Raw genomic sequence first — 23,148 nt, 5'->3', positions numbered from 1 at the left:
TAGGAGCTAGCCCGTAGAGCACGATAAAATGACGGGAAATACATCTCGGCGGTGAGGTGAATGAGCAAAAAGCAGGAAGAGCCCGAGGGCTTGGGAGCTGGCTGCGTGTTCTTTTTTCTGGCCATCCTGGTCTCGCTGGTGGTCACCTATCCATGGCTGCTCCTGTTGCCGCTGACATTCTTTCTCATAGTCATTCTTGGCAACCGCCCGAAGAAGGTTCGCTATCTGCCTCCCCCGCGGAGAATACCGGCACCTGTGCCGAGGACGATGGTCGCCAAGCCTCCTCCCCTGAGGACAATCACGCCTGCACCACCTCCGAACCTCATCTCCCCTCAAGTCAAGGTCGCCCCCGCGGACTTCATTCCGAAGGACCGCGAATACAACAAGTACTTGGCTAGAGCTTGGGACGAGGAGTTCGAGGCACTGGCCAAAAAGCATGAGCAATACCCGCCGTCCTAGAGGAGAACACCCTCAACGCTTCGGCTGGCAGTGTGCGGAGGCAAACCAACTCAGATGCCGGTGTACTGAGGGCTGCATCGGGGGATGGTAGTGGAGTTGATCAACGGGGAGCAGCGCGGCAACGGGTAAGTTGGGAGCATGTCCCGATCTGAAGTAGTGCTGCGGCGTGCCCTCGCAGCAGCAGCGCTCACCGCCCTCACAGCAGGCAGCATTACGGCGTGCTCTTCGGCCCTCTCAATCGAAAACGCTGATGTCCCAGCGTGGAAGGCCACTGCGCTACCGTCTGCAGCGGGCGCAGTCTTGGAGGACTCCGGGAAGATTCTGGATCGGGAGGCGCTGACGCAGGAAGCGGCCGACGTTCAGGCAGGGGTCTACACGCTGACGATGACGTGTGAGGGTGGAGGGAAGGCCTTCTTCGCAGTCACGCAGCAGGGCCGGGAAATCGTTGACGCCGGAGCTGCCTGCAACGGAAGCCTCGAGCGGGCCAAGGTCTCTGTTCCTGAAGCAGGGTCTCTGCAGGTCAGCACATCCAGCGTGGACGCACCCCTGATCTTCGCGTATCAGCTGACCCCCGGTAGCTAGCCTCCTGCGGGCGACAGACTGCTCGGAAAGCAGTATCTCAGCGCAGGTCCAGGCGCATCAGTACCCGCGGGAAGCCATTGATCAGGGAGTCGGTGTCGGCCGCCTTGGTGAATCCCGCTGCTTCGAAGAGCTTGCGGGTGCCCACGTAGGCCATGGTGAGGTCAACGTGTTTGCCCTGGTTATCCACGGGGTAGCCCTCGATGGCGGGAGCGCCGTAGCCGCGGGCGAAATCCACGGCGCCTTCGAGGAGATGATGGGAGATCCCCTTGCCGCGATAGCCTGGCCGAACGCGGATGCACCAGACTGACCAAACGTCAAGATCGTCCACGTGGGGAATCTTCCGGTTGCGGGCAAAGCTTGTGTCGGCGCGTGGATGGACACCCGCCCACCCAACCACCTCGTCGCCGTCGTACGCGAGCACCCCGGGCGGCGGCTCCTGCCCGACCAGTTGTTTGACGAGTTCCCCGCGTTCGGTGCCGCGCAGCTCCAGGTTCTGCTTTGAGGGGATGCGGTAGCTCAGACACCAGCACACGTTCGCGTCGGGCCGTTTCGGTCCGACCATCGTCTTCACGTCCTCGAACTGGTTGGCAGGACGAATCTCGATCGCCACTTGGTGGAGTCCTCTCGACTGGTTCCCAGAAACCGATGCTGAAGCCGCTATCTGCCATTGCTTCTAGGCCCAACGATAGTGACATCGTCCCGGAATCCAAGAGAGTCGACTGCTGCACTGAGGCGGTGACTAGTAGGCTCGTCGTCTACGGCAGCATTTGGGGGAAGGCAGCTCATGAACAAACGTGTTTCGATTGCGGTGGCGATATCGCTCGCTGGCGGTCTAAGTGCCTGCGAATATTCGTCAGGAGGTGGCCGGACGATCAGCGGTTCACCTGGCCAGCCTTCCGACTCAGCCCCGGCATCCGGTGAATCCAACATGGTCGCTTTGATGAGGGTTTTGGGGCCTCCTGACTCAACGGGATTACCCTATGAGACCGGCCCGGAAGCGACCGTTGAAGCTGAGATCGGGTCCGGACAATACCTTCTTACTGCGGGGTGTGTCGGGGCTCCGGGCGCAGATGTGTCGGTTACGTTTGGCGACTCGTCCCCGGAGAAGTATTCCTTCTCCTGCGGCATGGGCAAGGTCATTCAAATCGACCACACCAGCGGGCAGGTTCTGGCAAAAGTGGTGCCTCAGGAACCCCTGACCGGTGCTGTAACAGGGCTGAAACTTGAGCACCACCCCGCACCTCGCGACATCGCGGCCAGGAATCAGGCGTGGATGACTGAGCAGCTGGGTCAGGAAAAGCCAGGCGAGTTCCGGCGCTTCCTGTCTTCAGGGGAAGGCACCGCCACGGGTCCGCTGGCAAGTGCGGGAACATATGATCTCGCCTTTGTTTGTTCCGGACCTGACGCCGTGGACCTTCTGGCGATGAACGCGAACGGCGATCCGATTGCCGAGCTACCGGATGTTCCCTGCGGGCCGGCATTCCGAACGAGTTTCGAGCTCAATACAGACGGTGCCCAGATCCTGGTGGATTCCGATTCAGACGAGCTGCGAGCCGCCGTCAGCGTCCTTCCGGGGCAGAAAGCCGGATGATGAGCCCGGCCCTCGGGAGGCTGCTTCCGCCGCTTTCAGCGCTGTTGATGGCCGGAGTCCTCCTCCTCGGCTGCGGGGGCTGTGAATACGACGTCGGAGCTCCCCCACGTGCTTCCTCCACGAGCAGTGATCCCAGCCTTCCGCCCTCTTTTACTGCATTTCCTACCCTTGATCCGGAGGTAGCAGCTGCCCAGGACAGGAACGCCGCGATCATGCGACGCCATCTGGCGGTTGCAGCACCTGACCTCATATCAGGCGCGGACGGTCCTGCGGATGGCGTTTCCACCAGCACCAAGGCGCTCCCGTCCGGTAAGTACATTGTGGCTTCAGAGTGCCTGGGCGCGTCCGAAGCCGAATTGGTTGTTGTGGGGACAGGAGGTGCTGTGCTTCTCCAGACAACCTACCTGTGCGGGGAACCAGTAGTGCACGAACTGGATGCCGCCGGGGCTCTCTCAATCTCAACCAGGGTGACGGGCGAGAAGCCCGCGCCGGGGGCAGGGGCGAGAGTGGGTTTTCACCTCGGCAGAGCGACGGCACCCCAAGCCACTCCCAGCCCTGAATTCAGGCGGTAGTTGGAAGGGCAGGGATAGCGCTGGCGTCCCCCCGTACTACCTATGGATTGGCGACTTTTCCGGGCCTAAAGTCAGAGTATGCCCAGAGTGCGGGCACCGCGGGCGACGCTCAGGCGCCGGCCGGGCGCCGCCGTCGTCCTTTCCGTTGCCTTGGCAGCCGCGGCGATCACCAGCGGCTGTGAGTACGTGTACGACGACGGGCGTCCGCTCATCGCGACGCCCACGCCGACCTACACGGATGTAAGGCTCCCGCGGGACCCGAGGATGAATGAGCCTGTGTCGGGGGACGAACTGGAGCTGTGGGTGGCGTCAGTCCTGCCGGACACGCAGGGCCAGGTGTTCCATACCGGCTTCGGTTCGCTGGATCGCCACGCGACCCGAACCGAAAGCACCGCGCAGTTGCCCAGCGGCACCTATGCGCTGACGCTGGCATGCCGAAGCCACTACCGGATGAGCTTCATCATCCGCAACGGGGACGATGAATTGATAAATCTGAGCCTGCGGTGCGGAACTGCGCGGGTCAACGTGATCGAGCTGACGAAGGACTCAGTGCTGACTGTGCAGATGGAAACAGTTCCCGCCGCAAACTATGCCTACATCGTGAGCCGGATCTGAAGTCTCCCAGGAGGGGGTTAGGCGGCGCAGCCGTCGGGGCAGCGGAGGGTCTCGGGACTTGCGGCGCACTCGGCGCAGTACAGGGTCAGCGTGCGGCAACTGAGGTTTGAGCAGTTTTCGAACTTGCTGGTGGGGGCCGAGCAGCGGATGCACTGTCCGATCGTCTTGGCATCCTCGCTGAATTCCAAATGCATGCGCTTGTCAAAGACGTAGAGGGAGCCCTCCCAGAGTCCCTGATCCTTGAAGGTTTCGCCGTAGCGGACGATCCCTCCGTCCAGCTGGTAAACCTCTTTGAAGCCGCGGTTGACCATGAGGCTGGAGAGGACCTCGCAGCGGATGCCGCCCGTGCAGTAGGTCACGACGGGCTTGTTTTTCAACGCATCGTATTTTCCGGAGTCCAGCTCCTTGATGAAATCGTGCGTCGTGGCGACGTCGGGAACTACAGCATCCTTGAATTTCCCGATCTGGGCCTCGAAGGCGTTCCGGCCATCGAAAAACACCACGTCCTCGCCGCTCTGCTTTTTGGTGTCAACCAAGTGGTGCAGCTCTTCGGGCTTGAGATGCGTGCCGCCGCCCACAACGCCACTTTCATCAACCTTCAGTTCGCCGGGTGCCCCGAACGACACGATCTCGTCGCGGACTTTCACGCTGAGCTTGGGGAAGTCCTCGGAACCGCCGTCGGACCACTTCACGTCGACCTCGTGGAAGCCCTTGTACTCGCGCGTGGTCTTGACGTACTGCTTCACTGCGCCGATCTCGCCTCCGACTGTGGCGTTGATGCCGTCCTTGGAGATGATGATGCGCCCGGTCAGTCCCAGCTTCTCGCACAAGGCACGCTGCCAGAGCCGGACGGCGTCGGGGTCCGGGAGAGGGGTAAAGCCGTAGAAAAGTACAATTCGGTTCAAAGCCACGTATTTAAGGGTACTTGGTACGGGAAATCGCCGTTGGCGAGGTGTTCCGCTTGGGAGGTATTCCATTGTCCTGGCTGCGGGAGCGCCTTGCCTCGGTCACAATTTCATAAGCAAGGCCTTTCTCCTCCACCTACCCCTGTTGCTTGTGACAGCGCTGGAATACCCTCATCACATGACTCCGGACGCCATGGTTGAAGACATCACCCACTTGCTGGAAGTCTGGGTAGCCGGCTGGGCCGGCTGCCGGGGCTACGAGACCCGCAACGAGGGCCGCTTCCCTGCGGTCCTCCGAGCTGATGCCAACAGGGACTGGGTCTACTTCGCCCATGATCCCTCCAACGCCGAATTCGCTGAGTTGGTGTCAAAGGCAGCGGAATCCCCAACCAGGATCATCACGGTCTTCACCAACGACGCCGCCCGGTACAGTTTCCTGGCGCAGGAGCACGGACTGAACGTGACATCGGCGTCGCAGACCATGATGTTCGTAGACATGGAGACCCAGGACTCTGAGGATCCCTGGCTTGCTGATGATGACCTCAGGCTCGAGACTTCCCAAACGGACGGAGTGCACCATGCCGTGGTCCGGAGTGGCGACGAGGTTGCTGCCAGTGGCCGGGTCTACGTGGTGGGGAATACCGCCGTGTTCGACAGGATCGTCACCGAACCCGGCTACCAGCGCCGCGGTCTGGGCAGCTTCATCATGAAAGCGCTGGCCGCACAGGCCTTTGAGCACGACGTTGAGAATGGACTGTTGCTGGCGTCGTTGGACGGACAGAAGCTGTATTCGCACCTGGGCTGGAAAACCGTCTGCCATGTACTGATGGTCTCCGCCTCTGACGAGGGCGCAGACCTCTCCGTCGCCTAGTCCGAAGACCCGGCGGAAACCAGCGATTTGAGCCCGGGTGAAACAATGTTTAGGTGAACCCACATGACTCGCTGATCCCGCTTCTGGGCCGGGGCCCGGACCCGGAGCAGCTGCGTCATGTGCACACCATTCCGGCCCGACAAGCCATCCACGAGACCTGGCCGGAGTGGGCTCACCCCGACCTCGTAACTGCCTATGGGTCATTGGGGATCCACCAGCCCTACCGGCATCAGGTACTCGCCGCCGACCTCGCCCATTCTGGCGAACATGTGGTGATAGCCACCGGGACGGCCTCAGGAAAATCCTTGGCCTACCAGCTTCCGGCGCTGGACTCGATCCATCGCTCGGAGCTGGGAGTGCTGTCCCAACCGGGAAAAATCCACGACGACGGCGCCGTAACGCTGTACCTCTCCCCCACGAAAGCCCTGGCCGCTGACCAGCTTTCCGCTATTCGGGCGCTGAACCTTCCGACCGTCCGGGCCGAAACGTACGACGGCGACACGGATCCCGCCTCCAGACGCTGGATTCGTGACCACGCCAACTTCATCCTCGCCAATCCCGACATGCTGCACTTCGGGATCCTGCCAAACCATGCCTGGTGGGCAAGCTTTTTCCGCCGGCTCCGCTATGTGATTGTGGATGAGGCACATAGCTACCGCGGTGTCTTCGGTTCACATGTGGCCAACCTGATGCGACGGCTTCGCCGGATCTGTGCCTACTACGCCGGAATCGGATCCCCGGGTCCCGTGTTTATCGCCGCCTCCGCCACGGCTTCTGAACCTGGCGAATCGTTTGGACGGCTCATCGGTGCTCCGGTCCGGGCCGTATCTGAGGACTCCTCACCCCACGGTTCCACCACAGTGGCCTTCTGGGAGCCGGCCCTGATGGAAGTCCGGGGCGAAAACGGCGCCCCGGAGCGGCGGACTGCCGTGGCTGAAACGGCAGATCTCCTGGCCAATCTGGTTTCCTCCCATGTCCGGACGATTGCTTTCATCAAGTCCCGCCGTGGGGCGGAAACCATTTCGTCCATCACCAAGCGGCTGCTTGATGAAGTGGATCCGAGCCTTCCGCAAAGAGTGGCAGCGTACCGCTCCGGGTATTTGCCGGAGGAGAGACGTGCGCTGGAAAAAGCTCTTCGGTCCGGTGAGCTCCTGGGTGTCTCCAGCACCTCAGCCCTTGAGCTCGGCATCGACATTTCCGGTCTCGACGCGGTTCTGGTGGCAGGCTGGCCCGGTACCCGAGCCTCTTTGTTCCAGCAGATCGGCCGTGCCGGACGGACGGGCCAGGACGCCATCGCCGCCTTCGTTGCCAGTGACGATCCACTGGACACCTACCTGGTGAATCATCCCGAAGCCATCTTTGACCTCTCGGTTGAGGCTACCGTCTTTGACCCCTCCAATCCCTATGTCCTTGGTCCGCATCTCTGCGCGGCAGCGGCAGAACTCCCCCTCGGCCACGGCGAACTGGAACTTTTCGGCGATACGTCTGAGAAGCTGCTGGACCAGCTGGTAACCCAGGGATACCTGCGAAAACGGCCGGCCGGGTGGTTCTGGACGCATTCCCAAAGTGCTGCCGCCATGGTGAACCTTCGAGCCGACGGCGGCGGGCCGGTGAGCATTGTGGACGCCGACACCGGCTCCCTCCTGGGCACAATGGATTCGCCGCAGACTCATTACCAGGCCCACACCGGTGCCGTGTATGTTCACCAGGGCGAGAGTTACGTGGTTGAGGATCTGAACGAGGATGACCATTGCGTTGTGGTTCGGCGGGCGAACCCGGACTACTACACAACGGCCAGGGATGTAACGCAGATCGAGGTCCTGGAGAGTCAGCGCCACGTTCGGTGGGGCGACATAGGAGTGCACTTCGGAGACGTGAAGGTAACCACCCAGGTTGTCTCCTTCCAGCGCAAGGCACTGATTTCCAACGAGATCCTGGGCGAGGAGCCGCTGGAGCTGGGGGCCAGGGAGCTCTTCACTAAGGCAGTCTGGTTTGAGGTGGACAACCGCTCACTCACTGCTGCCGGCCTCATCGAAGCGCAATTTCCCGGTGCGCTGCATGCCGCTGAGCACGCCGCGATCGGACTTTTGCCCCTGGTGGCATCGAGTGACCGCTGGGACATCGGCGGGGTTTCCACCGCCCTCCATGCCGATACCGGGGTGCCCACCATTTTTGTGTACGACGGGCACCCCGGTGGGGCAGGCTTCGCGGAACGTGGTTTCGACAAGGCCAAGGTGTGGCTGTCAGCTACCCGTGAAGCGATCAAAGCGTGCGAATGCGAGTCGGGTTGTCCGTCCTGCGTGCAATCGCCCAAATGCGGCAACAAGAACAACCCTCTGGACAAGGCGGCAGCAGTGGTCCTGCTCGACGTTTTGCTTCGGGATGCAAGTGAAGCCCCTCGTTTGGAAACCCTTCAAACCAGCCCGGATCGCAGTTAGTAGTGCGGCCCTCCTATCAGGGCGGCGGGCCGGCTCGGGCATGTCCCGTGGCTGACCCAACAACAGTCCGGGCCTCCAGCTCGGTGCGGACCTCAACTGTCTGGCCTGTTCCTTCTGCACAGGCCGTCACTCTTGCGTTGTGCCGGGCTGCGACCGCGGCTGCGACGGCACAGGGTTCCCCTTCCGTCAGACCCCGTGCCGCATCGGCTGCGGCCAGAGCTGCAAGGTCTGCGGCCGATGCGGCCCTGGATGCCATGACTGCTGACTGCGCGAGCACGAGCAGAAGTACCATCGCCGTCATTACTACAAGGCCCAGGGCCGCAGCCAGGACGGTCCCGGAACCACGCTCGGGGTGGGAATCACGGTGCACTGCCGGACTCTCCCTTGGCCGTTGCCTTCGCAGACAAAGTCCACGGGACCAGCGAACCCGCTGACCCGCCGCTCCTGCCTGACACGATGACGCTCAGCCATTCCCCGTCTGCGCTGATGGCAGCCGAAGCGGAGCTGCCTGCAACTTGCCTGACAATGCCCTCAATGGCTTCGGGATCCTCACCTCTTGCAAGCGCCCTGGCCCCTGCCCTTGCTGCCTCCTCCAGCCTGAGCTGGGTCAGGCCAGCGGCGGAACCGGCCAGCAGCATGGCCAACAGCAACAACACGGCGGGCAAGGCGACGGCAAATTCAGCCGTTACAGCACCCCGGCACTTCCCCGCGCCAGGGACTGGGAGCACTTCCAAGCCGGGCATCATGGCAAGGCCAGCGCCGTACGGATGAGGTTGAGCAGAAAGCCTCTGACCTCCTCACTGCGGAGAATAAAGACCAACAAACCGGCGAAACCCACGGCAGCCAATGTAGCGATGGCATATTCCGCTGTGGCCATGCCCGCTTCCGAACCCCATGAGGTTTGCCGGCGAAGGTTGTACCGCCGAAAGCCCAGGCGGCGGATGCGACCATGCCGGTTTCGAAGGCCAGCGACGTTGTTCCGGACCTGAGGAGCGGCGCTTGCCCCCGGGTATATTTCACTGACCTTGGCTTCAGACTGTTCCGCCTGGGCAGGCTCACGCTTTTCGAGGGGATGTGCTGTGGTCGACATGATGTGTCCTTCCATAGGTGGGGCGCCGGCTGTAGCACCGGCTGCTTCGACTCTTCCGACTTGTTCTCCGGCAGATAAGTGACCATGACCGCTAAGTGGATAACCGTGGAATTCCTTGGCTGTGGAGGGAAACTGGAGTACGCCTCTAGCCCGCTGACGGCATCATCGCCAGAAGAACGGGAACAACACCAAGGCAGATGAAGGCAGGCAATGAGCACAGCCCCAGGGGGATAACAAGCCTCACACCCAGTGCAGCCGCCCGTTTTTCGGCGGCCCGGAACCGCTCCCTCCGCATCCGGGCGGCCTGGGCATAGAGGATCGCCGATGAAGGGGCACCGGTGAGCGCCGCAAAACCCAACGCATCACGAAGTTCGACCATTCCTCGGGTCTGAACGGCTGAACTGCGCCATGCCGTATCCCAATCCGCACCAATCGCAAGCGCTGAAACAACCGGGCGAAGGGACAGCGCGTGCTTAGCTGATGAGCAGTCCGCCACAAGTTGAAGTGAGCGCCCCACTCCGGCGCCAGCGTCCAGCATCGCGCCAATTAGGTCAAGCATCATGGCGGTGTCTGCCAGGCCGTCCTCCGCGGAGGTAACGGCACCCCCTGCCGGTGGCTCCCGCTTTCCCCTTAAGTCAGCCCCAGTTCCCGTCAGATCCCGGCCATTTCCAGCTGGTGTGTATCGATTGCCGTTCTCAAGGGCGGAGCGCTCTTTACTAAGTGCAAGTAGCCGGGCCAACCGTCTCCGCACCCTCTCCGGGCCAGCCAACGCGAATAAAGCAGCCATGGTAGCCAGCGCTGCAATTGCAATGGCAGGGAGCAAGACAACCGTCATGGCATCCCTGCCGCGTGCTGGACGAGGCGGGCCGACCAAGCTCGTCCTGCCACAGTCAGCAAGATGCCGGCAACGAGGGCGGCGATTCCGTACGGTGTCCCCAAAAGGATCTTCAGCGGATCTACTCCCAGGGCCGTGCCAAGAGCCAGTCCCAGGAAGGGCAGCCAGGTCAGCAGCTTCACGGTGGCCTTTGGCCCTGCCAGCGCCGTTTGCCGGGCCGCGTCGGCGTCGTCCTCGGCTTCCAGCTGGGCAGCGAACCGGGTGAGGATATCAGCCAATGGACATCCGCTGGCTTCCGCGATGTCGGAGCAAGCGGCGAGTTCACCCCAAATCCGGCGGTTCCGCGAACTGCCGGGATAGGCGCTTGTTGTAGCTGATCGAATAGCGTCCGAGACAGGTGACCCCCGGAGCGAAGCCGCTCTGGCTGCGGCCAGTACGAGTTGAAAAGCAGAGCCCGAGACTTCTGCCGTAGTCTGGCCGGCGCCTTCACGAGCAGCCCTGCCAACATGAGGGACCTGGCCAGCACGAGGAGCCCGGCCCGCACGAGGATCCCGGCCTGTGGTGAGTTCGGATGATCCTGCCGGGTAAAGAGTAGCGAGCTCGTCCCATAACCGGGAGGGAGTTCGGCCGCCCTTCAACAGGGCGGCGAGCTGTTGAATTACCACCGTCATGTGACTGGACTCTTGGCTGCGGTTCCGTTTCCGAAAGCGGGCACTTCGGCCCGGAGCCAGTCCAGCTGCGGATGATCCGGGAGACCCTGAAACGGCACGGCCCTTCCCATACCGTCCGCCAGCAGCAGGGAGTGTGACTCGGAGGCGGTGTGCGGAGGTTCGCCCAGGAAGAATGATGAGCCAGAGTGCGGCTCCAAGGGCAACAGCCATCGCGAAACTCACGCCGATTCCCTACCGTACCCAACTGCAAACCCGGGCCCTTCGAGTCCCAGGCGTCTAGCCAGTCTGGACCACGCCGGCCCTTGGCACAGCTCACCGCCACGGATCTCCAGTGCTGCCGAAACAGTGAGCCCTTCCCTCCCATCCTCAAAAAGGCCGATGCATGCCAACTGCCGGCCATGGACTGATCGTTCAACGTGGACCACGACGTCCAAGGCGCTGGATGCCTGCAGACGCACCGCATTCTGGCTTAGTCCCGCGAGCGCGCCCAGCGCCGTAAGCCGCGCAGGAACGGCTGCCGCCGCGTTGGCGTGAATGGTGCCGCCTCCTCCGGTATGGCCCGTATTCATTGCTGTCAGCAGCTCACGTACCTCCGCCCCGCGGCACTCTCCTACCACCAGCCGGTCCGGCCGCATCCTCAATGCCTGCCGCACCAGTTCGCCCAGATCGACGGCGCCTCCGCCTTCCAGGTTCCCGTGCCTTGATTCCAGGCAGACCACGTGGGGATGCACGGGATTGAGCTCCGAAGCATCCTCGATCAGGACCAGCCTTTCGCTTGGATGGCACAAGCCCAACAGTGTTGAAAGGAGCGTGGTTTTCCCGGATCCTGTGGCCCCGCTGATCAGAAAACTCAACCGGTGCGTCACCATCCGTTCCAGCACCTGCTGACCAAGAGGCCCGAACATTCCGCCTTGCCTGAGTTCGTCGAGCGAAAACACCTGATCGCGCCGGATCCGCACCGATAACAGCGTTCCGGCAGTAGAGATTGGAGGAAGTACGGCATGGACGCGATAACCGCCGTCGAGTCTGACGTCGACGCAGGGAGAACCGTCATCCAGCCGGCGCCCTCCGGCAGCTACAAGCCGCGAGGCAAGGGCACGTACCTGGACCTCGTTGGAAAAGGTGACGGGAGCCCGCTCGAGGCCCTTGCCCCGGTCCAGCCAGACGGAGTCCGGTGCATTTACGAAGATGTCAGTCACTGCCCGATCCCGGACCAACGCCTGCAGCGGCCCGAGTCCGTTGAGCTCAGCGCTGATGCTTTCCACGGCGGCCAAGGAACCCGCTGTACCGAGGAGCCGCCCCGAGGCCTGGACTGCCGATGCCACCCGCAAAGGGGTGACAGGTCCGGAATCGGCCATGACAGATTCACGGACGGATTCAAGCAGCCTGGCATCGACTGATCGGCTTTGCCTGCGACGGGTGAGGCCACCATCCGAAATGATGGGGGCAGAAGGGAGACCAAGCAGGTTTCGGCGGGCGGTCATTCCCCCTCCTCGTCGAAGAGCTCCAGGACCGATGCCACAAACCGGCGGACATTCCTCCGCTGCCCGACTTCCAGCAACCTGCCCTGCTCAGTAGCCCCCGCAGTCCCCCTCACCTCGGGCAAGACGGCTTGCAGGGGCAGCCCCACTGAATCCGCTATGAGGCCGGCGTCCAGTGCTGCCCCCGCCTTTCCCCGCACTACCAACGACGTTCCCACTGGCGGAAGCTCCTGCAGGATTCTTGCTGTGGCGACGGCGGCTTTGAGCTGGGCAGGCACTACGAGCAGAAGCCGATCGCAATCCCAGGCGAAGTTCCGAAGGGGTTCTGCACCCCGTCCGATGTCCACGACCACAAGTTCATAGCCTCGTCTGGCGGCGTCGAGGACTCCTACGACCGTGCCGGGCTCCACCACTGCGGAGCGGTCCCGGCTGCCGGGCCAGGAAAGAAACGAAAAACCTCCAGCCACAGGCAAGGCATCGCTCAGTTGTTCGGGATTTATGCTCCCGCGCGCATCCGCAAGGTCCGGCCAGCGCAATCCCGCCGCTTCCTCGGCTGCGAGTGCCAATTCAAGGCCGCCTCCCCAGGCATCCCCGTCCACCAGGAGCACCCTGGCTCCGAGCCCTGCTGCGGCCTGCGCTATCCAGATGGCTGCGGTGGTGGCACCTGCCCCGCCGCAACCCCCGGTCAGCCCGACCACCAACCCTCCTGCTTCCGGTGAACCAGCCCCGCTCAGGTACTCAGCGAGCCATGTTGCCGCGTCCGGCAGCACAGCCACACGCTCTGCTCCGAGGGCGGCCGCGAGATGCCACAGGCTGTCGCCTTCCCCGCTGAGGCCTACCAGGACCGCAGGCCCGCGGCGCCTTGGAGGAAGCTCCCGCACATCGCTTCCTACCAACACTGCACCGGCCGAATCCCAGAAGGGTGCAGCCTCGGTGGCGTCTGCGACTACCCGCAATTGCCCGCCTGTCGCCGCCACTATGCGCTCCACCTCGGATCTGAGCACATCGAACCCGGTAACGAGCAGCGTCTCCGATCCCTCGTCAGGCAGCCAGGGAGCCAGTGTGGGGCGTGGCCTCCCCGTTCCTTCACGAAACAGGGCTCCCCTTTCCGTTCGCCTCGACGCCGCGCCGGTTAGCGCTGGCGGGGCGGCCAAGGCGTCGGGGCCGGTTAAATCTGCCTGTGCCGCTGGTGATGCCGCGCCCGAAGGTGGATCGGTGTGGGGAGGGTGCTTGAGGTGGTGCCTGCTCATACGGCCACCTTGCCGGGGCCGGAGGCTGCATGTAAGACAAAGTCGAGGCTATGTGGACAAGTCGCAGTCAGAGGCGGAACGCCCGGAGGCCAGCAGAAAGCTCCAGCCCAAAGCCCGGAACAAAAGCTCCGGCCCTGCAAAAGAACAGAGGGCCCCAACCACAGCATGTGCATCAGGACACGCAACGTCCTCAATAGAACCGGTTCTGTCAGGGACGTCGGTCACGGCAAGGCAGAATTGAAGCATGTATCTGCTGCTTGCCGCCCACGCCGACGGCGCAGCCCTTCAGCAACTCACTCCGGCAGGCGAACCGGCCCCAGCCCATCCGGAACCGCAGGTGATAACCCTCGGCGAGCTCCCCGACGTCGTACGTGAATTTGAGAAGCGCCGGCCCCGCTGGATCTGGAACCGGACGCAGGACTGGTACCCGCGTTTGCTGCGTTCCGGCATTGAGCTGGAGCGGTGCTACGACCTCACTCTCTGCGGGGCGATCCTGGCCCACTCGGAGTTCACCGCCCATACTGACTATGCCCGTACCGCCGAAAAGCTTATCCAGGACGACGACCTCCAGGGGCCGCCCGCCGGACTCCGTCCGCCTCCGCCTCCCAAGGAACAAGGGGCCCTGTTCGAACATCTCGGCCCCGCCACCGCCGCGCAACCCTCAATTGAGCACCTCCGCACGGAGTTCGCAGCGCAGCAAAACGCCCTTAACGGCGCGAGTACCGAGGGGAACAGGAGACAGCGCCTCCAATTGCTCCTCGCCGCCGAGTCCGCCGGGTCCATGATTGCGGCAGAGATGCGACATACCGGCGTGCCTTGGCGGGTAGAACTCCACGAGAAAATCCTGGTGGACTATCTTGGACAGCGTCCTGCGAATGGCCAGCGTCCGGCGAAACTCGAAGCGCTCACCGCCGAGCTCAGAAGCCTGCTCAACTCACCGGCCCTGAACCCGGATTCGCCTCAGGACCTCATGCGTTCGCTGCACCGCAACGGGATTGAGGTCAAGACCACCAGGCAATGGGAGCTGAAGCAGTCCGATCATCCGGCGATCGGCCCGCTACTCGAGTACAAAAAACTCTCCCGCCTCCACACGGCTAATGGTTGGGCATGGTTGGACGCCTGGGTGGACGGGGGCCGCTTCCGGCCTGAGTATGTGGTGGGCGGAGTGGTGTCCGGTCGCTGGGCATCGCGTGGCGGCGGTGCCCTGCAGATTCCGCACCAGATCCGCGGAGCTGTGCATGCTGATCCCGGCCATAAGCTCATCGTGGCGGACGCCTCACAGCTGGAGCCCCGGGTATTGGTGGCCCTTTCCCAGGACACGGTGATGGCCGAGGCCGCGAAGGATAAGGACCTCTACGCCGGCGTTGCAGCACAGGGTTTTGGCGGCGACCGGGCAAAGGCGAAAATTGCCATGCTTGGGGCCATGTACGGTGCGACATCGGGTGAATCAGGGCGGCTCATGCCACAGCTCACCAAGACGTATCCCCGGGCCGTGGGCCTCGTAGAACGCGCAGCCCGCGATGGCGAGGCAGGAAAAACGGTGACTTCGCGGTTGGGCCGGAGCAGTCCGCCACCCTCAGAAAGGTGGGTCCAAAGCCAGCAGACCGCGACCGCCGAGGAACAGCGCAGGGCGGACTCGATAGCCAGGTCCCGCGGACGTTTCACTCGAAACTTTGTGGTCCAGGGCTCTGCGGCGGACTGGGCTGCATGCTGGCTGGCGGAATTACGACGGCGGCTGCGCGCATTGCGCTCCGACGGCTCACCTGCCGGGGAACTCGTGTTCTTTCTCCACGACGAGGTGATGGTCCACAGCCCTGATAATGCGGTGGAGGCAAGTATCGCTGCCATTGAAGAGGCGGCAAGCGCAGCCAAGGAATTGCTGTTCGGAAGGATCCCGGTCGAATTCCCCGTCAGCATTGCCGTGACTGACTCCTATGACAAAGCCAAGTAGTCGCGAGACACTTTTAGTCATTTACCCCTCAGTAGCGTTGAACAGCCCGTTACGGCAAGGGTACTGTCGACTGAGGTCGGTTTGCCGCAAGGGCTAAGCCGATCAGCACTATGCGTTACAAGGGGGAAACAACAGCCATGGCTGGAACATTTGAAATAGTTAAAGAAGGACACGAGTCATTCCATTTCCGGCTCACAACAGAGGACGGATCAGTGGTTGCAGTATCGCCGGCCTTCAAAACACTCAAAGGAGTTGCTGCGGGGATTATGGCCGTCAGGGAGAACGCAGCAACGGGGCTGATTGTTGATTGCTCCGTTCCGAAGGTGTCCGGATAGGAAAGGTTTCCGGCTGATGCGAAGGCCCATTTCAGGGTTCTATCGGGATCAGCCGGGACCTGTCCCAAGGTACTGACCACCCCAGCTGGTCAAACAGCTGGTTCAGGATAAGTCCGGTAAAGCCCCAGACAACCACACCATTGACAGTGAACGCCGGGCTTTGGAAAGTTTCGCCTCGCCTGGTCACCGCGGCCATTCGCCGGTTTTGGGGATCCAGCAAATCCCTGACCGGGATCCGGAAGACCCGAGACGATTCCGCGTAGTCCACTACCCGCACCGGGGATGGCGATGCCCACCAGGCCAGGACCGGTGTTACCAGGAAGTTCCCGCGCGGAAGTGCAAGTTCCGGCATGACACCCAGGACTTCCACTCCGGCACTGTCCAGGCCTGTCTCTTCCTCGGCTTCACGGAGGGCGGCCTCCACCGGGGTCTCACCGGGATCAATGCCGCCTCCCGGAAACGCGACCTGACCCGGGTGGTCCACCAGCGTGTTGGCGCGTTGCAACAGCAGGACATCAAGATGAGCCGCCACCAGCTTCTTGTCCGAGGCCGCGGGAACATTGTCCAGGACGCCGAAAAGCATCAGGACCGCGGCTTTGCGCACCACCGCCGGGTCCACCGAAAGCTCGCGCCACCGCGGGTCCGGGGCAGGTCCGGCCCCGGATTGGATGGCCGCGGCCAGGTCAAGAAGATCCTGCCTGGCTGTCACTGCGGCCTCTTCTGGGATTCCATCCGGATCTCGGCCGCACGGTGGGTTTCTGCCTGCAGACGGGCCAGCAGCTCCTCGTTACCGGGAGCAAGTTCGTACTTCAGCAGCTTGGCGGCCTTCTGCGCATCCGTCTCGCCCATGCCATAGCTGGGGCACCAGTTAGCCACTGCGCACGCACCGCACGCCGGTCTCTTAGCATGGCAAACACGCCGGCCATGGAACACCACACGGTGGGACAGCATGGTCCAGTCCCTTGGCTCGAAAAGCTCAGCGACATCCGATTCGACCTTCACCGGGTCATCGGACGTGGTCCAGCCGAAGCGGCGGGCAAGACGCCCGAAATGGGTATCAACCGTGATCCCGGGAATACCGAACGCATTGCCAAGCACCACATTGGCCGTCTTCCGCCCCACTCCAGGGAGCGTGACCAGGTCTTCAAGGCGGCCGGGCACAACGCCGTCGTACTCATCAACCAGCCGCGTGGACAACGCAAGGAGGCTCCGTGTCTTGGCGCGGAAGAACCCCGTGGGCTTGATGAGGGTTTCGAGCTCCTCCATCGGAGCCTCGGCCATGCTGCGGGCATCAGGGTACCGGGCGAACAGGACAGGGGTGACCTGGTTGACGGTGACATCGGTGGTCTGGGCGGAGAGGACCGTTGCCACCAACAGCTCAAACGGGTTGCGAAAGTCCAGCTCTGCATGGGCGTAGGGATAGACCTTCGCCAACTCCCGGTTAATCCTGCGTGCACGCCGCTTTTGTGCCAACAGGGATTCGACCGGCCTCACCGACGTTGCGCCACGGCGCGGCCTGGCCCCCTGCTTTTCCTCCGCAGTGAACTCAGCTTCTGGCTGCTGGCCGGGATCCAGGTCCATGGGTACCGCTAGCCGCGTTCAATGTTGCTGAGATCCCGCAAGACCCCCAGCCGGCCGTCCGTGTGCTGAACGAGGAACTCGTTGCCGCGGTCCTCCAGTGCAAGCACCCAACCGCCAGGCTCAATGATGAAGGCAGGCGCCCCGGTTGCTTCGTCAAAGGCAGTGCGGGGCTGAGCCACAGCGAACCAGAAAGCCTCCTGCACGGGCTGGTCTTCATCCTGTTCAGGCCGGTGGGACGGATCCACGGTGGCGCCGATGGGCTCCTGGGACCTTACCTGGGGATTCACCGTCGTCGCGGGCGTGGCCGCTGCGGGTTCGGGAACGGCGGTTGCACCAGCGGTGGAGCGCGTAGTGGGCAGCGCCGAAGTCCGGGTCTCCTCGGCTGCGGAGGAAGGAACGACGGCGGCGGCCTGGGTCTGTTCCGCTGCAGTCGGGTGGGAGACGGCCGCCGCACCTTGTCCACCTGCACCTGCGGCCCCGGCACCCGGTCCGCCTGCTGCTGCTCCGCCGATAGCGGTTGCGCCGGCCGTTGTAGCGCGGCCAGCTGACGGCCGCACTGATGCGCTGTCCGTCGTCGTGCGCGCTCCCCTGCCGGGCAGGATTTTGGCCAGCGCTTCTTTGGCCTGGTTTGGTTCCCTGCCGGCTTTAGGTGCTTTGGCCACGTGGGGCTTCCGTACTGGAGCGGCCGATTCCCTCGCCACCACATGGGCCGGCTCTTCCCTCCGGTCCAGGAAGTCACCCGCGAAATAGGGGATAAACCGTGCCAACACTGTTGCGGCGAAAAGTCCCACGGAGCCGATCAGCCCCACCAGAAGGCTGGGCGCGAAGTCGTCCGCGACGGCCAGAAAGAAGAAGGCGAGGGCGAAGGAAGCTGTGACGGAGGCGAACTGGTCCACGGACAGCGAACCGATCCGGACCTTGGAGCCGGGCGTGAGACGGCGGGCCACAAAGAGTGCGGTGACAATCAACGGGAGAATAACCCCGAGACCAAGGAAGAAGAGGCTGCCCATATTCCAGAGGTTGTAACGCCCGGCGAACATGGGAATGAGCGATGCCACGAAGAGGATCAACGTCGAAGCCAAAACCGTAAGGTCCCGGATGGTGAAATGGCCCAGAACTGCCTCGTTTTTTGCACCAGGCTTCGTTGCGGCCGGCGTTTTTGTACCAGGAGTGGCAGGGCTGCCGGTGGCCTGGTCCGCAGTCGTGCTGTGAGGATCAGAAGCCAGTGGCTGGGAAGTATTCGTTGGCGAGTAATTCGTTTGGGAGTCGCTGGGCTGGGAGATATTGGTTTGGGACGTGCCGGTCCGGGAATCCTCGGCCGACTGCGGGACCCGGTTCTCTGGGGCGGCGTCCTGCTGGCCACGTTGCTCATTCATTTTGTTCTCCTTCGCATGACGGCACTCTGGACAGGGCCGTCTGATAGTGCCGCCTGGATAGTGCTGCCTAAGGCAGACACAAGCTGGACCGCTAGCGGGCCAGTGCTCCCTCGGATGGCTCCCTCGGATGTCACGATTCCATCTCAGCCTAGCCAAGTGCCCCGCCGATCACTAGCTGACTGGCCGGGAACGCAGGGGCGTTTTGACCCGGGACAGCACCGTTCAGCGCTTAATAAATGCCGCTCGTGGCGGACTTTGTGAGCCGCGCCACTTACTGTCGTGAGCAAGGGTTAGTGTGTATTTCGGAACAGCTCTTTGCGGAATTTCCATGACGGGCCGCTGTCCTTGGTCAACCACCGGACGGACGGCCGTGCAGGAGTTCCGCTCAGCAAAGATCGATGAATGATGAGGTTCACCATGTCCCAGGAAACGCCCGGCTCTGCTGCTATCGCCGCCCCCGCAGGGTCCGGAAGAACAGAGGCCGACGCCGCAGCCATCCAGGCTTCGTCTGACCAGCCTGCCCGGCAGGGAGACGCTTTTGAGAACCTGCTGCATGAGGACCGCCGCTTCCCGCCGTCGGAGGAGTTCGCTGCCAATGCTGTGGTGACGGAGGCGGATTACGCAGAGGCCGACGCCGACCGGCCCGCCTTTTGGGCCAGGCAGGCCCGGGAGTTGCTGACCTGGGATCAGGACTTCACCCAGGCGCTGGACTGGTCCACACCGCCGTTCGCAAAATGGTTCCTGGGCGGGAAGGTCAATGCCGCGTACAACGCCCTGGACCGGCACGTCGAGAACGGACTCGGGGACCGGGTGGCCATCCACTTCGAGGGCGAACCCGGCGATACCCGCACCTACACCTACGCCCAGCTCACGGACGAGGTCAAGAAAGCCGCAAACGCGTTCGAATCACTGGGCGTGGCCAAGGGCGACCGGGTAGCCGTGTACCTGCCCATGATCCCCGAGGCCGTTATCACCCTACTGGCCTGCGCCCGGATCGGCGCCGTGCACTCGGTGGTGTTCGGTGGCTTCTCGGCCGATGCCCTGCGTTCACGTATTGAGGATGCGGAAGCCAAACTCGTCGTCACTGCCGACGGCACGTACCGGCGCGGGAAGCCCAGCGCCCTCAAACCCGCCGTCGACGACGCGTTGTCCCGCGATGGGCACAGCGTCCGGAACGTCATAGTGGTCAAGCGCAATGGCCAGGGCGTGGACTGGCACGAGGGGCGTGACCACTGGTGGGAAGATACCGTCGGCGCCGCCTCAACCAAGCACACCGCGGTGGGGCACGACTCCGAACACCCGTTGTTCATCCTTTACACCTCCGGGACAACCGGTAAGCCCAAGGGCATCCTGCACACCACCGGCGGCTACCTCACCCAGACCGCCTACACGCACAAGGCTGTTTTCGACCTGCACCCCGAAACAGATGTGTACTGGTGCACGGCCGACGTCGGCTGGGTCACCGGGCACTCCTACGTCGCCTACGCACCGCTGATCAACGGGGCCACCCAGGTGATGTACGAAGGCACCCCGGATTCCCCGCACCAGGGCCGCTGGTGGGAAATCATCGAAAAATACAAAGTTTCCATCCTCTACACCGCCCCCACCGCCATCAGGACCTTCATGAAATGGGGCAAGGACATCCCCGCCAAGTACGATCTCTCCTCCATCCGTGTCCTTGGATCAGTCGGGGAACCCATCAACCCCGAGGCGTGGATGTGGTACCGCGACGTGATCGGCGGAAACAGGGCGCCGATCGTTGATACCTGGTGGCAGACCGAAACCGGCGCGCAAATGATCGCACCACTGCCCGGGGTCACCGCAACCAAACCCGGCTCCGCCCAAACACCGCTGCCCGGCATCGCCGTGGACGTTGTAGACGAGCAAGGCGAATCAGTACCCAACGGCTCGGGCGGATACCTCGTCATCCGCGAACCCTGGCCAGCGATGCTCCGCGGGATCTGGGGCGACCCCCAGCGGTTCAAGGAAACGTACTGGTCGCGGTTCGAAAACATGTACTTCGCCGGCGACGGCGCCAAAAAGGACGACGACGGCGACATCTGGCTCCTCGGCCGGGTTGATGACGTCATGAACATCTCCGGGCACCGCCTCTCGACCACCGAAATTGAATCAGCCCTCGTCTCCCACCCCGCTGTTGCCGAGGCTGCAGTCGTGGGCGCCACCGACCCCACCACCGGGCAGGCGATCGTCGCGTTCGTCATCCTGCGTGGGGACGCCGTTGACACTGGGGACGCCATTGTTCTGGAACTCCGCAACCACGTCGGCCAGGAAATCGGCCCCATCGCCAAACCCAAAACCATCCTTATCGTGCCGGAACTGCCCAAAACCCGCTCCGGAAAAATCATGCGCCGCCTACTCAAAGACGTCGCCGAAGGCCGGGACGTCGGAGACGCCACCACGCTGGCCGACAACACCGTCATGCAGCAAATCGCGGCGTCCCTCAAAAAATAAGGAAAGGCGGGGGCCATTCAGCGGCCCCTCGAGGTAAAGAGCTGGTCCCACCTCACGGTGAGCGGACGCGAGGGGGTTATCAAGAAGCGTGCGTCAAAGCGAGGAACGAGCAGCACGCGGAGGATGACCCGCTCGCGTCAGCGTGATGCATGCCTAGACTGGGACCAGCCCTTTCCCCTGCCTTAAGGATTCCGCTGAGATGCTCGCCGCAGCACGTCACCAAGCCATCGTGGATGCAGTCCAGCGCGATCGGATAGTGCGGGTCTCCGAGCTCGCCCAGCAACTGGGCGTCTCCCTGATGACCGTTCGCAGGGACATCGATCTCCTAGAAGAAGCAGGGCGGGTGGAGCGGATCCATGGCGGCGCGAAACTTCCGGGCGATGCCAGTACCCACGAGCCGGGCTTCGAACTGAAGTCCACCCAGCTGACGGCTGAGAAGCGCGCCATTGCTTTGGAGGCGGCCTCCCTGGTCCAGGAAGGAATGGCCGTCGGGCTAAGCGCCGGAACCACAACGTGGGCGCTGGCACGCGAACTCGCCACCGGCCCACGAATCACAGTTGTCACCAACTCGGTGCGCATCGCCGATCTTTTCCACACTGATGTACCGGCCGGGTCCAACCGTGCCCGCTCCACAGTGATCCTCATCGGCGGTGAGCGCACGCCGTCGGACGCGCTTGTGGGGCCAATTGCCACGGCTGCACTCCGGCAGCTGCACCTGGACATCCTGTTCCTCGGAGTCCATGGAATGGACGCAGAGGCCGGGTTCACCACGCCAAACCTGCAGGAAGCTGAAACCAACAGGGCATTTATGGAATCGGCCCGGAAGGTGGTGGTTCTGGCGGACCATACCAAGTGGGGCACCCTGGGAATCAGCACCATCGCCAAGCTTGACGAGGCCGATGAGGTGATCAGCGATTCAGGGCTGGGCGTTGATGCCCAACGCAGCCTTCAGGAGCAGGTCAGCAGACTGCGAATTGTGGAACTGGCTCCTGTCCGGGCCTGAAAGCCCAAGCCTAAGAGCAAGAACGCAAGCTCTAGGTGGTTGTCCTGGAGCACCCGCAGGATTGCCGTACCAGCAGCTTCGTGGGGAACAGCTGGTGCCCGGCCGGCTTACCTCGATCGGCCCCGATCAAGGCACTGACTGCGGCCTCGGCCATGGCCTTGACCGGCTGCTCCACGGTGGTGAGGGCCGGCCAGCTGTACTCCGCTTCAACCGAGCCGTCGAAAGAAGCCACCGCGATGTCCCCGGGCACGGAGACCCCTGCCTCGTGGATCGCACGGAGAATTCCGATGGCCTGCATGTCTGAGCTGGCAAAAATCGCCGTCGGCCTGTTCGCAGACGCCAGCAGCCGCTGACCGGCAGCATAGCCGCCCGCCCGCGAAAAGGGTCCGCGGACGATCGGCCCCTCCGGCAGCCCGGCATCCGAGAGCGCCCGCAGCCACCCTTTTTCACGGCCGTCCACGTCATTGGCGGTGTTGGTACCCATGGCCAGGCCGATATTGGTGTGGCCATGGCCGATCAGATGCTCAACAGCGATCCGCGCCCCCTCAGCCAGGTCGACGCCGACGCTGCTGAAGCCCGGGGCCGCGTCCCCATGGTTCAGCAGTACCGCCGGGATATCGGCGTCGTCCAGTTCCACAAGGTCCGGCTCAAAAAGCACGCTGGCCAGCACAACACCGTCCACCTGGCGGGCAGCCAGGTTTCGGATATGACGGCGCTCCTTGGCGACACTTCCGTCAGAATTTGTCAGAACCAGAGCATATCCGCACTCCGCGGCAGCATCCTCCACGGCGTGGGAGAGCAAGGAGAAGAACGGGTTGCTGTTGTCCGGGATCACCAGGCCGATGGTTTCACTCGAACCCAGCTTCAGTGCACGCGCGGCAGCGTTGGGGCGGTACCCGAGTACCCGGATGGCATCCTGCACTTTGGCTTCCGTCGCCGGGGCAACTTTCTTCGGACCACCATTCACGACATAGCTGACGACGGCGGTGCTTACGCCTGCGTACCGGGCAACATCCTTCCGGGTTACCGGGCCGCGAGGAGCCTGCACTGTGGGAGTCGTCATGACTTAG

At 63.0% G+C, this 23,148-nt stretch carries 24 protein-coding genes; 11 read left to right on the top strand and 13 right to left on the bottom strand.

The window, feature by feature from the left end:
• Positions 1-60: 60 nt before the first annotated feature.
• Complete coding sequence (locus M1E05_RS05025) at positions 61-459, top strand: hypothetical protein (RefSeq protein WP_458111866.1); 399 nt, start codon at positions 61-63, stop codon at positions 457-459.
• A 138-nt stretch (positions 460-597) separates the two neighbouring features.
• Positions 598-1,041 (top strand): hypothetical protein, encoded by a 444-nt coding sequence (locus tag M1E05_RS05020; RefSeq protein ID WP_461164639.1) that lies wholly within the window; start codon positions 598-600, stop codon positions 1,039-1,041.
• Between the two features lie 37 nt (positions 1,042-1,078).
• On the opposite strand, the gene M1E05_RS05015 is transcribed toward M1E05_RS05020, so the two are convergent.
• On the bottom strand, positions 1,079-1,651 hold the full coding sequence (locus M1E05_RS05015; protein ID WP_458111868.1) for a GNAT family N-acetyltransferase: 573 nt from the start codon (positions 1,649-1,651) through the stop codon (positions 1,079-1,081).
• A 174-nt stretch (positions 1,652-1,825) separates the two neighbouring features.
• Between M1E05_RS05015 and M1E05_RS05010 the strand changes: the two genes are divergently transcribed.
• The 3 genes from M1E05_RS05010 (at position 1,826) to M1E05_RS05000 (ending at position 3,819) form a co-directional block, all read left to right on the top strand.
• Positions 1,826-2,632, top strand: a complete 807-nt coding sequence (locus M1E05_RS05010) for a hypothetical protein (RefSeq protein ID WP_461164638.1) — start codon at positions 1,826-1,828, stop codon at positions 2,630-2,632.
• Positions 2,629-3,204, top strand: a complete 576-nt coding sequence (locus M1E05_RS05005) for a hypothetical protein (protein ID WP_461164637.1) — start codon at positions 2,629-2,631, stop codon at positions 3,202-3,204. The genes M1E05_RS05010 and M1E05_RS05005 overlap by 4 nt, the downstream gene beginning before the upstream one ends.
• A gap of 78 nt (positions 3,205-3,282) precedes the next feature.
• The gene (locus M1E05_RS05000) at positions 3,283-3,819 is read left to right on the top strand and encodes a hypothetical protein (protein WP_461164636.1); all 537 of its coding nucleotides are present in this window, start codon (positions 3,283-3,285) and stop codon (positions 3,817-3,819) included.
• 17 nt (positions 3,820-3,836) lie between these two features.
• Here M1E05_RS05000 and trhO read toward each other — a convergent pair whose 3' ends face one another.
• On the bottom strand, positions 3,837-4,730 hold the full coding sequence (trhO, locus tag M1E05_RS04995) for an oxygen-dependent tRNA uridine(34) hydroxylase TrhO (RefSeq protein ID WP_458111872.1): 894 nt from the start codon (positions 4,728-4,730) through the stop codon (positions 3,837-3,839).
• A 172-nt stretch (positions 4,731-4,902) separates the two neighbouring features.
• On the opposite strand from trhO, the gene M1E05_RS04990 reads away from it, so the two are divergent.
• Positions 4,903-5,595 carry a GNAT family N-acetyltransferase gene (locus tag M1E05_RS04990; RefSeq protein WP_458111873.1) on the top strand — a complete coding sequence of 231 codons (693 nt, stop codon included), beginning with the start codon at positions 4,903-4,905 and terminating at the stop codon, positions 5,593-5,595.
• A 53-nt stretch (positions 5,596-5,648) separates the two neighbouring features.
• Positions 5,649-8,033 (top strand): DEAD/DEAH box helicase, encoded by a 2,385-nt coding sequence (locus M1E05_RS04985; RefSeq protein WP_458111874.1) that lies wholly within the window; start codon positions 5,649-5,651, stop codon positions 8,031-8,033.
• A 16-nt stretch (positions 8,034-8,049) separates the two neighbouring features.
• Here M1E05_RS04985 and M1E05_RS04980 read toward each other — a convergent pair whose 3' ends face one another.
• The 7 genes from M1E05_RS04980 to ssd form a co-directional block, all read right to left on the bottom strand.
• Positions 8,050-8,403 (bottom strand): Rv3654c family TadE-like protein, encoded by a 354-nt coding sequence (locus M1E05_RS04980; protein ID WP_458111875.1) that lies wholly within the window; start codon positions 8,401-8,403, stop codon positions 8,050-8,052.
• Positions 8,393-8,761 (bottom strand): TadE family type IV pilus minor pilin, encoded by a 369-nt coding sequence (locus M1E05_RS04975; RefSeq protein WP_461165188.1) that lies wholly within the window; start codon positions 8,759-8,761, stop codon positions 8,393-8,395. Before M1E05_RS04975 ends, M1E05_RS04980 begins: the two co-directional genes overlap by 11 nt.
• A gap of 14 nt (positions 8,762-8,775) precedes the next feature.
• Positions 8,776-9,123 (bottom strand): DUF4244 domain-containing protein, encoded by a 348-nt coding sequence (locus M1E05_RS04970; RefSeq protein ID WP_461164635.1) that lies wholly within the window; start codon positions 9,121-9,123, stop codon positions 8,776-8,778.
• Positions 9,124-9,268: 145 nt separating this feature from the next.
• A complete protein-coding gene (locus M1E05_RS04965) occupies positions 9,269-9,958 on the bottom strand; it encodes a type II secretion system F family protein (RefSeq protein ID WP_461164634.1) in 690 nt (229 codons plus the stop codon).
• The gene (locus tag M1E05_RS04960; protein ID WP_461164633.1) at positions 9,955-10,629 is read right to left on the bottom strand and encodes a type II secretion system F family protein; all 675 of its coding nucleotides are present in this window, start codon (positions 10,627-10,629) and stop codon (positions 9,955-9,957) included. The genes M1E05_RS04965 and M1E05_RS04960 overlap by 4 nt, the downstream gene beginning before the upstream one ends.
• A gap of 218 nt (positions 10,630-10,847) precedes the next feature.
• Positions 10,848-12,113, bottom strand: coding sequence for a TadA family conjugal transfer-associated ATPase (locus M1E05_RS04955; protein ID WP_461164632.1), 1,266 nt, complete (start codon positions 12,111-12,113; stop codon positions 10,848-10,850).
• Positions 12,110-13,360 carry a septum site-determining protein Ssd gene (gene ssd / locus M1E05_RS04950; RefSeq protein WP_461164631.1) on the bottom strand — a complete coding sequence of 417 codons (1,251 nt, stop codon included), beginning with the start codon at positions 13,358-13,360 and terminating at the stop codon, positions 12,110-12,112. The genes M1E05_RS04955 and ssd overlap by 4 nt, the downstream gene beginning before the upstream one ends.
• 244 nt (positions 13,361-13,604) lie before the next feature.
• On the opposite strand from ssd, the gene M1E05_RS04945 reads away from it, so the two are divergent.
• A complete protein-coding gene (locus M1E05_RS04945; protein ID WP_458111881.1) occupies positions 13,605-15,311 on the top strand; it encodes a bifunctional 3'-5' exonuclease/DNA polymerase in 1,707 nt (568 codons plus the stop codon).
• Positions 15,312-15,421: 110 nt separating this feature from the next.
• Positions 15,422-15,646, top strand: a complete 225-nt coding sequence (locus tag M1E05_RS04940; RefSeq protein WP_461164630.1) for a YegP family protein — start codon at positions 15,422-15,424, stop codon at positions 15,644-15,646.
• A gap of 31 nt (positions 15,647-15,677) precedes the next feature.
• Here M1E05_RS04940 and M1E05_RS04935 read toward each other — a convergent pair whose 3' ends face one another.
• Genes M1E05_RS04935 through M1E05_RS04925 form a run of 3 tightly spaced genes read right to left on the bottom strand, consistent with a single transcriptional unit; the run spans position 15,678 to position 18,603 of the window.
• Positions 15,678-16,355 carry an NUDIX hydrolase gene (locus M1E05_RS04935; RefSeq protein WP_461164629.1) on the bottom strand — a complete coding sequence of 226 codons (678 nt, stop codon included), beginning with the start codon at positions 16,353-16,355 and terminating at the stop codon, positions 15,678-15,680.
• Positions 16,352-17,227 carry an endonuclease III gene (gene nth / locus M1E05_RS04930; protein ID WP_458111884.1) on the bottom strand — a complete coding sequence of 292 codons (876 nt, stop codon included), beginning with the start codon at positions 17,225-17,227 and terminating at the stop codon, positions 16,352-16,354. The genes M1E05_RS04935 and nth overlap by 4 nt, the downstream gene beginning before the upstream one ends.
• 8 nt (positions 17,228-17,235) lie before the next feature.
• On the bottom strand, positions 17,236-18,603 hold the full coding sequence (locus M1E05_RS04925) for a hypothetical protein (protein ID WP_461164628.1): 1,368 nt from the start codon (positions 18,601-18,603) through the stop codon (positions 17,236-17,238).
• Positions 18,604-19,005: 402 nt separating this feature from the next.
• Between M1E05_RS04925 and acs the strand changes: the two genes are divergently transcribed.
• Both acs and M1E05_RS04915 read left to right on the top strand, forming a co-directional pair.
• Positions 19,006-21,075 carry an acetate--CoA ligase gene (gene acs / locus M1E05_RS04920; protein WP_461164627.1) on the top strand — a complete coding sequence of 690 codons (2,070 nt, stop codon included), beginning with the start codon at positions 19,006-19,008 and terminating at the stop codon, positions 21,073-21,075.
• Positions 21,076-21,274: 199 nt separating this feature from the next.
• Entirely contained in the window at positions 21,275-22,078 is an 804-nt protein-coding gene (locus M1E05_RS04915) for a DeoR/GlpR family DNA-binding transcription regulator (RefSeq protein WP_461164626.1), read from the top strand.
• Positions 22,079-22,109: 31 nt separating this feature from the next.
• Here M1E05_RS04915 and M1E05_RS04910 read toward each other — a convergent pair whose 3' ends face one another.
• Positions 22,110-23,141 (bottom strand): LacI family DNA-binding transcriptional regulator, encoded by a 1,032-nt coding sequence (locus tag M1E05_RS04910; RefSeq protein ID WP_458111888.1) that lies wholly within the window; start codon positions 23,139-23,141, stop codon positions 22,110-22,112.
• Positions 23,142-23,148 lie beyond the last annotated feature (7 nt).

The sequence above is a fragment of the Arthrobacter sp. R4-81 genome, assembly GCF_054792365.1.
This window is presented reverse-complemented; position numbering and strand designations above follow the sequence as displayed.

What these genes read in the sequence shown, in the direction of transcription:
- M1E05_RS05025 (WP_458111866.1), top strand. Translation starts at nt 61, where the DNA reads ATGAGCAAAAAGCAGGAAGAGCCCGAGGGCTTGGGAGCTGGCTGCGTG.
- M1E05_RS05020 (WP_461164639.1), top strand. Translation starts at nt 598, where the DNA reads ATGTCCCGATCTGAAGTAGTGCTGCGGCGTGCCCTCGCAGCAGCAGCG.
- M1E05_RS05010 (WP_461164638.1), top strand. Translation starts at nt 1,826, where the DNA reads ATGAACAAACGTGTTTCGATTGCGGTGGCGATATCGCTCGCTGGCGGT.
- M1E05_RS05005 (WP_461164637.1), top strand. Translation starts at nt 2,629, where the DNA reads ATGATGAGCCCGGCCCTCGGGAGGCTGCTTCCGCCGCTTTCAGCGCTG.
- M1E05_RS05000 (WP_461164636.1), top strand. Translation starts at nt 3,283, where the DNA reads ATGCCCAGAGTGCGGGCACCGCGGGCGACGCTCAGGCGCCGGCCGGGC.
- M1E05_RS04990 (WP_458111873.1), top strand. Translation starts at nt 4,903, where the DNA reads ATGACTCCGGACGCCATGGTTGAAGACATCACCCACTTGCTGGAAGTC.
- M1E05_RS04970 (WP_461164635.1), bottom strand. Translation starts at nt 9,123, where the DNA reads ATGTCGACCACAGCACATCCCCTCGAAAAGCGTGAGCCTGCCCAGGCG.
- M1E05_RS04965 (WP_461164634.1), bottom strand. Translation starts at nt 9,958, where the DNA reads ATGACGGTTGTCTTGCTCCCTGCCATTGCAATTGCAGCGCTGGCTACC.
- M1E05_RS04960 (WP_461164633.1), bottom strand. Translation starts at nt 10,629, where the DNA reads ATGACGGTGGTAATTCAACAGCTCGCCGCCCTGTTGAAGGGCGGCCGA.
- M1E05_RS04955 (WP_461164632.1), bottom strand. Translation starts at nt 12,113, where the DNA reads ATGACCGCCCGCCGAAACCTGCTTGGTCTCCCTTCTGCCCCCATCATT.
- ssd (WP_461164631.1), bottom strand. Translation starts at nt 13,360, where the DNA reads ATGAGCAGGCACCACCTCAAGCACCCTCCCCACACCGATCCACCTTCG.
- M1E05_RS04945 (WP_458111881.1), top strand. Translation starts at nt 13,605, where the DNA reads ATGTATCTGCTGCTTGCCGCCCACGCCGACGGCGCAGCCCTTCAGCAA.
- M1E05_RS04940 (WP_461164630.1), top strand. Translation starts at nt 15,422, where the DNA reads ATGCGTTACAAGGGGGAAACAACAGCCATGGCTGGAACATTTGAAATA.
- nth (WP_458111884.1), bottom strand. Translation starts at nt 17,227, where the DNA reads ATGGACCTGGATCCCGGCCAGCAGCCAGAAGCTGAGTTCACTGCGGAG.
- M1E05_RS04925 (WP_461164628.1), bottom strand. Translation starts at nt 18,603, where the DNA reads ATGAATGAGCAACGTGGCCAGCAGGACGCCGCCCCAGAGAACCGGGTC.
- acs (WP_461164627.1), top strand. Translation starts at nt 19,006, where the DNA reads ATGATGAGGTTCACCATGTCCCAGGAAACGCCCGGCTCTGCTGCTATC.
- M1E05_RS04915 (WP_461164626.1), top strand. Translation starts at nt 21,275, where the DNA reads ATGCTCGCCGCAGCACGTCACCAAGCCATCGTGGATGCAGTCCAGCGC.
- M1E05_RS04910 (WP_458111888.1), bottom strand. Translation starts at nt 23,141, where the DNA reads ATGACGACTCCCACAGTGCAGGCTCCTCGCGGCCCGGTAACCCGGAAG.